At 52.8% G+C, this 13,421-nt stretch carries 15 protein-coding genes; 9 read left to right on the forward strand and 6 right to left on the reverse strand.

Features of this window, described 5'->3' with window-relative positions:
- Position 1: 1 nt before the first annotated feature.
- Complete coding sequence (locus H7846_RS10655; RefSeq protein ID WP_186691991.1) at positions 2 to 487, reverse strand: AI-2E family transporter; 486 nt, start codon at positions 485 to 487, stop codon at positions 2 to 4.
- 126 nt (positions 488 to 613) lie between these two features.
- Here H7846_RS10655 and purQ point away from each other — a divergent pair, with 126 nt between their 5' ends.
- The 3 genes from purQ to H7846_RS10670 all read left to right on the forward strand — a co-directional run bounded on the left by purQ (position 614) and on the right by H7846_RS10670 (position 3,026).
- Entirely contained in the window at positions 614 to 1,312 is a 699-nt protein-coding gene (purQ, locus tag H7846_RS10660) for a phosphoribosylformylglycinamidine synthase subunit PurQ (RefSeq protein ID WP_186691993.1), read from the forward strand.
- A gap of 27 nt (positions 1,313 to 1,339) precedes the next feature.
- On the forward strand, positions 1,340 to 2,131 hold the full coding sequence (locus H7846_RS10665) for a tyrosine-protein phosphatase (RefSeq protein WP_186691995.1): 792 nt from the start codon (positions 1,340 to 1,342) through the stop codon (positions 2,129 to 2,131).
- 121 nt (positions 2,132 to 2,252) lie between these two features.
- Entirely contained in the window at positions 2,253 to 3,026 is a 774-nt protein-coding gene (locus H7846_RS10670) for a cytochrome c oxidase subunit 3 (protein ID WP_186691997.1), read from the forward strand.
- Positions 3,027 to 3,110: 84 nt separating this feature from the next.
- Here the strand turns inward: H7846_RS10670 and H7846_RS10675 are convergent, their stop codons facing one another.
- Positions 3,111 to 4,856 (reverse strand): CCA tRNA nucleotidyltransferase, encoded by a 1,746-nt coding sequence (locus H7846_RS10675; RefSeq protein ID WP_186691999.1) that lies wholly within the window; start codon positions 4,854 to 4,856, stop codon positions 3,111 to 3,113.
- Between the two features lie 202 nt (positions 4,857 to 5,058).
- Here H7846_RS10675 and H7846_RS10680 point away from each other — a divergent pair, with 202 nt between their 5' ends.
- From H7846_RS10680 to H7846_RS10700, 5 genes are all read left to right on the forward strand, one after another.
- Positions 5,059 to 5,637, forward strand: coding sequence for a DUF6982 domain-containing protein (locus tag H7846_RS10680; protein WP_186692001.1), 579 nt, complete (start codon positions 5,059 to 5,061; stop codon positions 5,635 to 5,637).
- A gap of 73 nt (positions 5,638 to 5,710) precedes the next feature.
- Positions 5,711 to 6,709, forward strand: a complete 999-nt coding sequence (gene lpxD, locus H7846_RS10685; protein ID WP_186692003.1) for a UDP-3-O-(3-hydroxymyristoyl)glucosamine N-acyltransferase — start codon at positions 5,711 to 5,713, stop codon at positions 6,707 to 6,709.
- Between the two features lie 72 nt (positions 6,710 to 6,781).
- On the forward strand, positions 6,782 to 7,588 hold the full coding sequence (locus tag H7846_RS10690; RefSeq protein WP_186692005.1) for a response regulator: 807 nt from the start codon (positions 6,782 to 6,784) through the stop codon (positions 7,586 to 7,588).
- Between the two features lie 28 nt (positions 7,589 to 7,616).
- On the forward strand, positions 7,617 to 7,964 hold the full coding sequence (locus H7846_RS10695) for a putative periplasmic lipoprotein (protein WP_186692006.1): 348 nt from the start codon (positions 7,617 to 7,619) through the stop codon (positions 7,962 to 7,964).
- Between the two features lie 115 nt (positions 7,965 to 8,079).
- Positions 8,080 to 9,033 (forward strand): aldo/keto reductase, encoded by a 954-nt coding sequence (locus tag H7846_RS10700; RefSeq protein ID WP_255460985.1) that lies wholly within the window; start codon positions 8,080 to 8,082, stop codon positions 9,031 to 9,033.
- A gap of 44 nt (positions 9,034 to 9,077) precedes the next feature.
- On the opposite strand, the gene H7846_RS17905 is transcribed toward H7846_RS10700, so the two are convergent.
- Entirely contained in the window at positions 9,078 to 9,266 is a 189-nt protein-coding gene (locus tag H7846_RS17905; RefSeq protein WP_222597491.1) for a hypothetical protein, read from the reverse strand.
- 111 nt (positions 9,267 to 9,377) lie between these two features.
- Here H7846_RS17905 and tmk point away from each other — a divergent pair, with 111 nt between their 5' ends.
- Positions 9,378 to 10,052, forward strand: coding sequence for a dTMP kinase (gene tmk, locus H7846_RS10705; RefSeq protein WP_186696313.1), 675 nt, complete (start codon positions 9,378 to 9,380; stop codon positions 10,050 to 10,052).
- Between the two features lie 27 nt (positions 10,053 to 10,079).
- Here the strand turns inward: tmk and H7846_RS10710 are convergent, their stop codons facing one another.
- The 3 genes from H7846_RS10710 to H7846_RS10720 form a co-directional block, all read right to left on the reverse strand.
- Positions 10,080 to 10,664: a hypothetical protein gene (locus H7846_RS10710; protein ID WP_186692010.1), complete on the reverse strand. Its 585-nt coding sequence runs from the start codon at positions 10,662 to 10,664 to the stop codon at positions 10,080 to 10,082.
- A gap of 112 nt (positions 10,665 to 10,776) precedes the next feature.
- Positions 10,777 to 11,409, reverse strand: coding sequence for a YbhB/YbcL family Raf kinase inhibitor-like protein (locus tag H7846_RS10715; protein WP_186692011.1), 633 nt, complete (start codon positions 11,407 to 11,409; stop codon positions 10,777 to 10,779).
- Positions 11,410 to 11,452: 43 nt separating this feature from the next.
- Positions 11,453 to 13,354, reverse strand: coding sequence for an ABC transporter ATP-binding protein (locus H7846_RS10720; RefSeq protein ID WP_186692013.1), 1,902 nt, complete (start codon positions 13,352 to 13,354; stop codon positions 11,453 to 11,455).
- Positions 13,355 to 13,421: the final 67 nt, after the last annotated feature.

Consider the following 13,421-nt stretch of genomic DNA (forward strand, 5'->3'; position numbering starts at 1 on the left):
CCTACAAACGCACTTTATTTCGATCACGCAGCGCAAAGATCACAGCCAAAAGCGGTGGAGCCAGCAGCACTCCCCAGAACGGGATGATGATTCCCATCACAATAGGGCCGAGGAATGCCGCCCACCAAGGCACCTTGGTCGTGCGATGCAAAACATAAGGGCCAATCACCAACCCTTCGAGAAACATAATCAGGGCGTAGAGGCCGAAAACCAAACCCAGCCGCCACCAATCATCCGGCCCTTGTACCGCGATGGAGATGACAGGGCCAATCAGAGCAAGCATCGCTCCAAAGGTTGGGATGATCTGCAGGATCGCGCCCAACAAAGCCCAGAACGGGGCCAATGGGACATGAATCAGTTTCAAGCCGATAAGCCAGAGCACGCCTATGATGAGCGCATCGAGCGTGGCGGCACGCCACCAGTTCACCAAAGCGCTACCAGCCGTGCGCAGTGAAGACGGAGTCTGAGATGAGCCTGGCGCTGTCATTCCTGATTTGTCTTTCATTGCTGAGAAATACCGTATCGCAGTCTGGACAGACAGGATAGCTTTTCTGACAAACGCATCTTATGTTCAAACTGATAAGCGCAATCGCTCGGATGCTATCCTTAAGGTATGAAATTCGGCGTTCTGGTTTTTCCAGGCTCCAACTGTGATCACGATACCTATAACGTGATCGATGCGATTGCGAAGCAACCCGTTACATTTCTGTGGCATGCCTCTGAAGATCTTCAGGGCTGCGACGCCATCCTGGTTCCTGGAGGCTTCGCCTATGGCGACTATCTGCGCACGGGAGCGATTGCTAAGTTTTCCCCTATCATGCAGTCGGTCGTCCGGTTTGCCAAAGATGGCGGCCTGGTCTTTGGGATTTGTAACGGCTTCCAGATCCTTTGCGAATCCGGCCTGCTGCCAGGCGCGCTGATGCGCAATGCCAACCAGCGCTACATCTGCAAACAGGTCTACCTGCGCACCGAAACTTCCGATTCCCCGTTTACACATGGCCTGGATCATGGACGTGTTTTGCAGATGCCGATCGGACACATGGAAGGAAACTACTTCTGCGACGCCGCAACCTTGAACAAGCTTAAGGCAGAAGATCGCATTGCGTTCCGCTACTCCACTCCGGCAGGCGAGATCACAGCCGATGCAAATCCCAACGGTTCTCTCGAGAATATCGCCGGAGTTTTGAGTGAAGGCCGAAACGTGCTGGGGATGATGCCGCATCCGGACCGCTCGAGCGAGAATCTTCTCGGCTCTGCTGATGGGCTGCTTCTCTTCCGTTCGATGGTCGAATCACTTGCAGTAGCAAAATAACCGGATCACGGTACAGACAGATAAACGATGATCGATATTCACCATCATCTGCTTTGGGACCAGGACGACGGATCTACCAGCCTGGAAGTCTCCCTTGAGATGGCGCGCATTGCGGCCGCTGATGGCATTACGCACATTGCCTGCACTCCTCACGCCAACGGCAATTATGAATACGATCCAGAACAGATCACAGCGAAGATCGCTGACCTACAACGGCGTCTTGACAGCGAGAATATTTCAATCAAACTCGGCCGAGGATCAGACTTCCATATCACGTACGACAACATCCAGCTGGCACATAAAGAACCTACCCGCTTTTCTCTGAACGGCGGAGGTTATCTTCTGGTCGAGATCCCAGACCGTGCACTTCCTCCCACGCTTCATGAGGTTTTCTATCAGATGCAATTGGATGGGTTGATTCCTATCCTCACACACCCGGAGCGGAATCTGACGCTTCAGGGAGATCTGAAACGTCTGGTCGGCTGGCTACAGAGTGGAGTGCTAATTCAGGTGACGGCCGGATCCGTGCTCGGGCATATGGGGAGAACGGCTCAACGCATCTCTCACGAACTGCTCTCCAAGCGCTGGGTACACTTTCTTGCCACCGATGCTCACAATACGACCTCGCGGCCACCCAGGATGCGGGAAGCGATGGAGCTGGTAGCCAGCAAATATGGGCCGGACTATGCCCATCTGCTATGTGTTTCGAATCCCCTGGCTGCTTTTACTGATAAGCCCTTGGCACCCCAGCTTGAGATGTTCGACCTCTACGATGACATGAAGCCCAAAAGCTGGTGGCAGCGTCTCGTCGGGCGCTAACCCGCTTTACGTGTTGCCCAGCCGGCAATTCCCCTTTCCCCGATTACTCTAGAACGAGAAAGCTTTCCAAAGCATCAAACCGGAGTAAGCTGTATCCAGAGGTCTCTAGAGGCTCGCTGCCATGCCCTCGACTTTTACACCGACCAATACCGAATGGGAAAAGAAACGCCGTCTTGATGATCATGACAGCGGCCATGGCCGTCGTCCGCCTACCGATAAACGGACGGGAGGCGGCGGAGACAACGACAATTGGAATGATCGTCCACAAGGTCGGCGCGGACCTCGCGAAAAGTTAAGTCGTGCGCGCCTGGGCCTCTTCTTTGCGCTCGCGGGTGACACAATGTTCTTTGTCGCCATTGTCAGCGCCTTCTTTGTCGCGCAGAACAGCGGTCACATCGATGTCTATAACCGTTATGTCAACCAGTGGCTGCCGACCACGATTCCTCCCATTCTTTGGCTCAATACAGCAGTACTTTTGCTGAGCTCTGTGACGATGGAAATTGCCCGCCGATCGATGTTCCGGGAAAACGATGTTATGGATGAGTGGCTTGGGCTTGGGAAGCCGATTACACGCCGCGCCCTGCCTTGGTTGGCGGCGACAACGGTTCTGGGTCTGCTGTTTCTTGCCGGACAGGCAGAGGCGTGGAGACAACTAGCCCTTCAGCATGTCTTCTTTGCTTCCAATCCAAGCAGCCACTTCTTCTATCTGATCACCTACACGCACGCCATCCACCTGTTCCTCGGCATCGGTGGATTGGTGGCTTCTTTGATCGCCTTCTATGTTTCCCGCCAGCTGGAAACCAAGCAGATACTCGTTGATTGCTCTGCGTGGTACTGGCACGCCATGGGACTCTTCTGGGTCTTCCTGTTCACGCTACTAGCGTTCTTCCAGTAGTCTGACGGTCCCAGCTCTTCTACAGCAACACAAAGCCGGAGATGCTGGAAAAAGGGATTCCTGCAATCTCCGGACTTCGAGTGGTTACCGTTTTTTCTTTGCAACTTTCTTGGCTGGAGCTTTCTTCGGTGAAGGCTTTGCTGGAGTTTTTTTGACGGCGGTCTTCTTCGCTGGCGCGGCTTTCTTTGAAGGTGTGGGCTTCTTGGCCACCGTCTTCGCTGGCGTCACCTTCTTGGCAGGTTTTTTCGCAGCTACAACAGCCTTCTTGGGCGGATTCTTTTTGACGACCGCCTTCTTGGCCGGAGCCTTTACGGGAACTTTTTTCGCAGGTGGTTTGGCAGCCGGAGCTGGAGCCTTCTTTGCAGCTACCGGAGCTACCTTGCCAGCAACCGCCTTCTTCTGTTTTTCCTGCTTCTCCTGGGCCGGCTGAGCTGCAACTTCAGGAGTCACAACAGCTGTCGCTTCGGATTCAACAGCAGTCTTCTTGCGCCCTTTCGGTGCCTTCGGCTCTTTCTTCGTCGCACGAGCGCGACGGAGATTAACCGGCGGCGGAGGCGCAGGAGGAGAATAGGGTTCGAGAAATGCCTTCTGCTCCTCCACCGTGGACAGGTGGTTATCCATAAATTCGAAGAACAGCTTCTCGACCAGTTCGTCGTACCCAGGCAGGTCTGGCGTAATCCGCATCTCCTGCATGAGCGTAAACGGAATCTTCTGTCTTGCCTGTGGCCAGTCCGTATAGAAGGCCTTCAGCTTGTTTTGAACTCCAGCTGCCTTTACATGGTGGGCAGCCCACAGCACGGCCTCAGGGCGAGTAGCGTGCAGCAGTTTCCATGCCTGCGAGGGGGCAGAAGCCTCTTTGCTCGAAAGCTGCGCGGCAAAGGCCTTGCCCTCAGATTCCAAAGCGTCGATCTGACGAACAAAACCCTGTCGGATAAAGCTCTTCTTAAGAGAGGCTACGTCCTTCGGCGTCAGTTTTGCAGTCAAAAGAGGGAAACTCGCCGCAGCGATTTCTGCATGGATACCATGGATCTGCAATTGCATCTGGATATCGCGTAACCGCTCCAGCTCACTGGCGTTCACTTTACTGGATCCCAGCGTTGGATTGAGCAGCTTTAGCCATCCCTCCGACTCTAGCTTAGAAATCACTCGAAGGGGGTCTTCTTCGTGGAAGATCTCCTCCGTCTCATAGTTCCGCTGCCAGGCAGACATGACTGAGATATAGCCTTCTTCTTTGCCTGTCTCATAGCGGCTGCGGGTACGCTCATCCATCTGCCATCCAAGCCGGGCCATCAGACGGACTGCCCGGATCATCTGGGCCGGATCTTCAATGAACCCATAGTTATTCACGAGACGAAGCTCACGGTTCTCGATATCCGCAACCCCGTTCAGAGGATCCATCAACAGACCATACGATCCCTGGTTCAGGGAGAGCCCCATGGCATTGGCCGTAAAGTCACGTCGCCGAAGGTCTGCCAGAATGGTATCGGCCTTGTAGACCGGCTTTCCGGGCTTCGGATAGGTAGCAGACAACGTCGAACCAATCTCCATCCGGACTTCGCCGGGAAAATCTACAAAAAAAGACTGGGTCGTCTCCGATTCCCCGGAGATGAATCCACCAGACTTCTCTATATCTTTCTTCAGTTTGAGAGCATTTCCCTGAACCACTACATCAAGATCGCGTACTGGCGACCCACTGGTCAGGTCGCGTACCGCTCCGCCTACTAAAAAGCTGGTAAGTCCTTTTATACGTGCAATCTCCCGTACTTTTTCAAGCGCATGTTGTTGTGCCTGAGAAAGCCGGCTCTCTAAAAGATAGATGTAATCGGCCATATCGGTTGCAATCGCTCCAAGCCGGTCTTAAGCGTCGAATCTCGCGTGTAACACATAAGCCACGGAGAATCAATCGCTTAGAATGCTCTCATTACCGAGACGCAAAAGCTGACTGTAACACAGCGTTGGCCAATTGACTACTCCACGCGCAGCTTTTTCAACTGAATCTCACTCTCACGTGCGACAATCCGCCACAGGGTCAATGTCTTCGGCGCATAAAAAAGTTATCGTTCGTCGTCTGCATGGCGACACGCTCGCGGGCTATCTCCCCCTGTCCGGCTTCGTTAGGTTCCGTGCCTCGGGAGAAGACCGCGTCATCGACCTGCTGGACCTCTCGGGGCGAGTGACCCAGGTGGCTTTGCAGGATATCAAACATATTTGTTATGTCCGGGACTTCAATCTGAATGATCCTGTAGCTCCTGAACGGCTTACCCGAAAGACTTTTCTTGCCCGACCTCGAACTGAAGGGCTATGGCTCCGGCTCACCTTTCGGGGACAGCCCTCACCCACTTCCGAACTCGAGCAATTTGAGGGACTTGCGCCTCTCGATCTCTCGTTGATGGATGACATCCTTCATGACGCCGGTCTTTTCCTTCTTCCGCCTGATGTCCGTTCGAATACCCAGCGAATCTATATCCCTCGGTCGGCCATCTCCGAATTGCAGTTGCTGGCGGTAATTACGACACCTTCTCGCAAAAAACCATTGCCGGGCTCATCCTCTATCCCTTCTCTGCAGGAAGATTTGTTCCGCAACCTTCCACCCAACGCCAAACCCAATTAGCGGGATACTTGTCTTCATCTCCCTATTTCACTTCCCTGGTTTGCCAACCTGCACAGCCTACTATCATCACTCTATGAAACTTGCCGACATTGCCCAGCGCCTGGGAGCCACTCTTCAGGGTGATCCCTCGATCAGCATTACCGGAGTTGCCTCCATCGAGACGGCAAAGCCGGGAGAGCTCGCCTTTGTTGCGAATCCGAAATATGCCTCACTGGCGCGAACCACTCAGGCATCGGCAGTTCTTGTAGAGCCAGATTTTGCTGAGATTGCTGCCGCTACGCTGAGGATCAAGAATCCCTATCTAGCCTTCGCCCGTGCGATTGAGCTTTTTTATCAGCCTCCTGCTTATGCGCCTGGCATTCACCCTACAGCCGTGATCTCAGCTACAGCCAAGATCGGTGAAAACGCGCATATCGGGGCTTACGTGGTCATCGGAGAAAACGTTGTTCTGGGTGAGAATGCAATTCTTTTACCGCATTCAGTCCTCTATGACAATGTCCGTGCCGGTAAAGCTCTTTTCCTTCATTCCCATGCTGTCATTCGCGAACATTGTGTCGTTGGCGACAACGTCATTGTTCAGAATGGCGCTGTGATCGGCGCGGACGGCTTCGGATTTGCGAAGCAAGCCGACGGAAGCTGGTACAAGATTCTGCAATCCGGACCAACCATCCTGGAGAACAACGTCGAAGTACAAGCCAATGCCTGCATCGACCGAGCCTCAATTGGAGAGACCCGCATCGGTTCCGGTACGAAGATCGATAATCTCGTCCAGGTCGGTCATGGCTCCGACGTAGGAAAAAATACCCTTCTTTGCGCCCAGGTCGGGCTTGCCGGGTCGTCTACGATCGGCAACGCTGTTATCCTTGCCGGGCAGGTGGGCGTTGCGGGACACTGCACGGTCGGGGATGGAGTTATCGCCACGGCCCAAAGTGGCATTCCCGGAGACGTTGAATCAGGAAAAGTCGTCAGCGGCTATCCTGCGATCGATAATCGGCAATGGCTTCGTGTCGTCGCCCTGATGAACCGTCTTCCTGAACTTCTACGAGGACTGAAAAATCCGTCGAAATCATGATCTCCCTGCTTTCCGGTCAAAAAACTAAAGTTCACATTGACGGATGCAGGATCTATTGCATCTAAATGGCCAATGATCGTGGAACCACCCAACGAAGAGATTCGTGTGCCCGAAAGCACACCCGATGTTCGTGTCCTTCTGCTGGATGACGAACCTGCCAACCTTCACCTTCGCACAGCGATCCTTCGACAGCACGGATATCATTGCATCCCCGCCTCTACGATCGAAGAAGCGACAGAAGCCTTCAACAATATCGACATCGCCGTTCTTGACTATCACCTCGGCTCTGGACGTTTTGGAACCGAGGTCGCGGCACATCTCCGGCAGAAACGTCCCCAAGTTCCCATCATCATCCTCTCCGCCACTCTCGAACGACATTTTGGCGGAGCTGAAGATATGCATCTGCTGAAGGGTTACAGTTCGGTTGAAGACCTTCTATCCGCCTTGAGTTCGCTGAAAGCCAAGCACCTAGGTTCGCCTGTTGTTGTCGACGCACGTGACTTTTTTTACTCGAGGATCTCACTGGCGATTGGTTCCGATGTGTTGGTCCAAATCTTCGATGACCACGGAGTGTGGCTCTATTGCAATGACGCCGCCGCTGAATATCTTGGTCAGTCACGTGACTGGTTCCCCGGCCGCTGCGTCTTTGACGAGATGCCTACCTTGATGCGCGATTGGCGCGATGTGCTACGGACGGTCGCACAAACCCGGGAGACTTACATTGATCGCACCAGACGCGGCCTTCTTGCTCTTCCGCGTACTGGAGAACAAAACGCCACCTGGAGCGTACTCGCTTTTCCGATCACGCTTCACGATAACCGGACCGGGGTTGTATTGACGGCTCGTATCCTTGAACGTTCGCCCGCGTTCTACGTTTGAATTCATCACACTGGTACGCTATTAACGTATGCGTCTTTATCGTATTTTGGCTTTGATCCCTGTTATTGCTTTGGCTGGCTGCCGCTCCGCCTTTGTTACAGCCACCATTCAGAACCGTAGCTCTCAAACCATCGACCTGATCGAAGTCGACTATCCAAGCGCCAGCTTTGGAACGCAATCTCTCGCCGCAGGCGCCGACTTTCATTATCGCTTCAAGGTTCTGGGCGATGGCAAGATCAAACTCACCTATACGAACTCTGCCCATCAGGAACAGAAGTCAGAAGGGCCAACACTCAACGAGGGCGATGAGGGTCCTTTGACCATCACGATTCTTCCTCATGAGATTCAATGGCAGAACCATACGCGAGCAAAGTAATTGAATTAGTCTGCTGCACAACAAGAAAGCGAAGCCTGATAATCTTCTACACCATCTAACCGCCATGAGCATTCAACAGATCAGACTTGGTTCACAAGGGGCAGTTGTTTCCCGCATGGGGCTCGGCTGCATGGGAATGAGCGAGTTTTATGGCGACCGCAACGATGAAGAATCTGCGGCGACGATTCTCCGGGCGCTTGATCTTGGGATCAATTTTCTGGATACCGCCGATACTTATGGGATCGGTGACAATGAAGAACTGATCGGGCGTACCATTCGCTCTCGCCGCGATGAAGTCTTTCTCGCTACGAAATTTGCGAATATCCGCAAAAAAGATGATCCCAGCTATTGGGCGATCAGCGGTAAGCCTGAATACGTCAAGAGCGCTTGCGACGCATCACTCAAACGACTCGGTGTCGACTACATCGACCTCTACTATCAACATCGGGTCGATCCTGAGGTTCCCATTGAAGAGACTGTGGGCGCCATGAGCGAACTGGTCAAAGACGGCAAGGTGAAGTACCTGGGACTTTCTGAAGCCTCTCCCTCAACGATTCGTCGAGCTCACAAGATCCATCCCGTTACGGCGCTTCAGACGGAGTATTCCTTATGGGAACGCCACGTCGAGGCGGAAATCCTTCCTACGATACAGGAGTTGGGGATTGGCTTTGTACCATATTCTCCCCTTGGCCGTGGGTTCCTTACGGGGACGTTAACGACGCCCAGTGATCTCAGCAGCAGCGATTTCCGGGCTCAGCGCTATCCACGCTTCGCAGAAGAGAACCTTGATAAGAATCAGGTGATTGTTGCCCGCATTCGCGTAATCGCGGAACGAAAAGGAGTCAAGCCGGGGCAGCTTGCTCTGGCTTGGGTACTAGCAAAAGGTAACAATATGGCTCCAATCCCTGGAACAAAACGCAGAAAGTATCTGGAAGAAAATGCGGCAGCAGCAGAGATTCAGCTCACTGGGACTGAAGTTGCAGAATTAGAAGCCGCTGTTCCTCTAAGTGAAGTAGCAGGCGAACGCTATGCGGCCGCAAATCTAAAAACCATCGATCAATCGAAATAATTCCAGGCACAGCGGATGCTCTCCCCTTGAGCATCCGCTGTTCTTTAATCATCACCTCTCCCATCAACCCGCTTTCTATCGGGCTGCTGTTGAATGTCCGTGTTCGTAAGAGGATTTGTGTGCGAGTCGCCATGTACCAGATAAGGCAGTGTCTTCTTATTCCGTGAAGAGTATGCGAACAAAGCGACTAGCGTCAGAATGAAGAGGGCTCCAATCCAAATAAATGTCAGCATCGCGTCCCATCTCCTGCCGAACTCTACGTTCTGCTGATTAAGATGCCTTTTGCCTGCGATTCGGTAGCTGCGCTCGGCCCGGCTTTCCAACAGAGCCTGCTATCCTTTCTTATGGCACGTGGTTACTTCATCACTTTCGAAGGATTAGACGGCTCTGGCAAGACCACGCAGCTTCGCCGGCTCACGGCCTGGCTTGAGGCCCAGAGTCATAAAGTGATCACGCTTCGTCAGCCCGGCGGCACCGCGCTTGGTGACCGTATTCGGTCGATTCTGCTCGATTCCCGCTCTGAATCTACGCTGGGGGCCATTTCACCGCTTGCCGAAATGGCATTGATGTTTGCCGATCGGGCTCAAGCCATTCACGAAATCATCCTCCCCGCACTTGAATCGGGAGCAATTGTTCTCTGTGACCGCTACACCGACTCCTCAGAAGCCTATCAGGGGGGCGGCCGTCAACTTGGAAGTGAGCGCATCCTCGCTATGCACCGTGCAGTCTGCGATAATCTGCAACCCGATCTTACGTTGCTCCTTCTCCCATCACTCGAAAGTTCCCTTGCGCGTGCACGTCGCCGGAACCAAAGAAATGCTAAGCAGAAGGGGACGGACGAAAACCGGTTCGAACGTGAAAACGATGCTTTCTACCATCGTGTCTATGAAGCATACGAGACTATCGCCAATCGAGAATCAAACAGGGTCGTTGCCATTCGCAACGATGCCTCCATTGAAGACATCCACCGTCAGATCTGCGAAGTTGTCTCTTCCCGCATTCCTGTTTTAGTTTCCTGATTCCGCGTTCGGTACGGGATTCAGTATCTAACGGATACGAAAGACCAGTCCCCAGCTCACCTGAAGCAATTTCGATGCAGGGTACGACGCAGTCGTATTTCCGAAAGAAGAGTTGCTGATGGTCGACAATGAGCCGTACCCAACCTCAAGAACCTTGAGATCAAAGTAGCGGTTCAGTTTGTAGTCTGCGCCGCCGTAGACCGCATATTGTCCGCGATTGAGATGGATCGAGGTATGCGGCGCTCGCGTTGTTCCCAGACCTCCCGAAACCTGAACATACGGACGCCAGGAAGGAGAGAAAGACTTCATCACTACCCGTCCACCGACCAGAAAGCTGTTCAGCCTCGCGTCGTTTCCTCCCACCACGGTGTCTCGAAGATCCACTCCTACATCCACATTCTTTCCATGGAAAAAATCGTCGTAAAAACCGATATTCGCGCCCCAGAACATCCGCGAGGTGGTTCCCTGTCCCAGGAACGAAAAGATGCCTGAATCAGACTGCGAATTGCTAACCCGGATTCCTATGGGGTTTATGTACACCCCCATCTGCGCATGGGACGGAAGTACAAAGAAGGAAAACACAGAGAGAAGCACAGAAAGGCACAATTTCATCTACAAAATCCTTGAGTAAAGACCATAAGCAGCGTCTGGGTCGAAGACGTGCATCTGGGAACTAGCTTAAAGCAATGTTAAAGCTAATTCCGGTTCATCCATACTACTTCATTCAATTTCGATTGATCCTGGGATTCAGCGAATACTTCCCAGTCAGGCTCGCTTTGGACAAAACATGCCCCTGTATCGCTGCCAAAATATTCTCCGATGTCAGTTCACCGTCTACCTCCAGCGCTTTTGTGTCCAGAGCATATAACGTAAAGACGTAGTGGTGCATGATGGAATCATTCCAGGGAGGGCAGGGTCCATCATAGCCAAAGTAATCCCCTTCCATCTGCGGGTCACTTGCAAACCATTGGGTGTAGTGATTGATCCCATGCCGCATCCCGCCGGGAGCTGCCGGGCCACGCTTCCCATGGGGAGTAACCCCATTGCTCTGGCTTCCTGCAGCGATCTCGCCCACGGATGCCGGGATGTCGATTAATAACCAGTGATAGAAGTTCACGCGGAGAAGGTCTGATGAAACTTCTCTTCCCTCTTTGTTTACATCATCTCCCTTACTAGACACATCAGGATCGTGAACGATCAGAGCAAAGGATTCAGTCCCTGCTGGAGCAGCCGACCATGCAAGATGGGGATTTCGGTTCGCGCTGAGTGCAATATGATTCTCCGCGCTTTCGATAGCGAAACAAAACTCACCCGGAATCAATTCACCATCTTTGAAACTATTACTCGTCAACTGCATGAAACTCTCCTCCCCTTTCTCGTGATCCAATTAAAACTTGGACTTAGACCTCTGACGTCTCCGGCTCCTCCACCTTATCTCCTTCGCCGGGAGCAAGAAATAGGTTCGATTCCAACCCATGTTGGCGTGTGTATAGGTCGTAATAACGGCCACCCATTGCATACAGCGCCTCATGCGTCCCGCGTTCGACGATATCGCCTTGTTCTACGACAAGGATCTGATCGGCTCGCCGAATCGTAGAGAGTCGATGGGCAATCACGAACGTCGTTCTACCTTGCATCAGATGATTCAGGCCAGCCTGGATCATTGCTTCAGACTCCGAGTCGAGAGAACTGGTGGCCTCGTCCAGAATCAGAATGCGAGGATCTGCCAGGATTGCTCGTGCAATCGAAAGTCGTTGCCGTTGCCCGCCAGAAAGCTTCACACCACGTTCACCTACGATCGTCTCGTAGCCATCCGAGAATCGTTCTGCGAACTCATCCACGCGGGCAATACGACAAGCATTCAGGAACTCCTCTTTGGTAGCTGCAGGATGCGAAAACAGAATGTTTTCACGAATCGTTCCATCAAATAGAAAAGTCTCCTGCAATACAACACCCAACTGACTCCTGTAGCTTGGCAAGCGGACTGTAGCGAGATCCACACCATCGACCAGGACCTGCCCTGTCGTAGCGGTATGAAAAGCACAGACAAGGGAGATAATCGTCGACTTACCTGAACCAGATGAACCCACCAGTGCGGTAACGCTCCCTGGGTGCGACTCAAAGCTGATACCGTGCAGCACTGTTTTATCCGGCTCATACGCAAACGTCACGTCTCGAAAAACGACCTCTCCCCGCAATGACTCAAGTTCATTTGTACGGCGAGGATCTGCATCTTCGGTCTTTTCTCCGAGTAGTTCGATAGTACGATCTAGTCCAGCAGCAGCCTCTGTCAATTGCGTTCCGATGGAAACCAACTGCACGATGGGTGCAATCATAAACGCTAAGAACATTACATAAGTGACATAACCACCAGTTGTGAGCTTGCCTCCAATCATCTGATGGGCTCCCAGATACATCACCAGAGCGCCAACAAGGCCGAGTACGACCGTGGAGGCCAGCGACATCAGCGACTGCGCCGTCAGAGACGAGATCACATTGGCCAAAAGTCGATGTGCCCCTAAGGCAAACGTTTCCGCTTCACTCTCTTCTGCGTGATAACCCTTAATCACGCGCACCCCCCCCAGTGATTCCGTTAGCCTTCCCGTCACTTCGGAGTTGATCTTGGCTCTCTCACGAAAGATGGGACGAATCGTCTTAAAAGCCCGTTGCAGAATCAAGCCAAAGATCACAAGGATGGCAAACGTCACCAGCGTCATCTGTACGCTAAGGTGAATGAGATAACCAAAGGCAAATAACGCCGTAAGAAGGCCGCCAAGGAAATCGATGATGCCAGTTCCGATCAGGTTCCGGACACCTTCAACATCAGTCATAATGCGGGCCACCAGAGCACCGGTGCGGTTGGCGTCATAAAACGCAACTGGAAGACTTCCAACATGCTGTTGTGCCTTGATGCGTAGTTCAGCTATTAGTCGCTGCCCTTCCTTGGAAAGAAGCTGGGTGAGAGTGTAAGAAGTAATACCCTGCACAATAGTCGCTGCCACAACCACACCGATAATGATTGGCAACTGGTTGACCAGGTGTTTTCCTACCACGTTATCGATCAGATATCGCGCAGAACCAGGAAGGATCAGTCCGCTCGCACGATTGATGACCATGAGCAGGAAACTGCCACCTAGCAGTAGCGCGCGCGGCTTCATCAGCTTCCACATCTCAGGAAGCACTCTCTGCAGATTCGGTTTTTGACGGGTAGGTGTATCGACGGAACTTCGTGTGCTTCTCGACGGGCGGTCGGCAGCTTTTAGTCCTGGCGCTCCGAAGCTGGCAGGTCCGATAGAAGGCATCTTATTGGCAGTTTACGCTTCTATCGGCAGCTACGGAGTCCCAGGATATGCAAATTGGATCGGACAC

Origin of the sequence: Edaphobacter sp. 4G125, from assembly GCF_014274685.1 — a bacterium.
Classification (GTDB): Bacteria; Acidobacteriota; Terriglobia; order Terriglobales; family Acidobacteriaceae; genus Edaphobacter.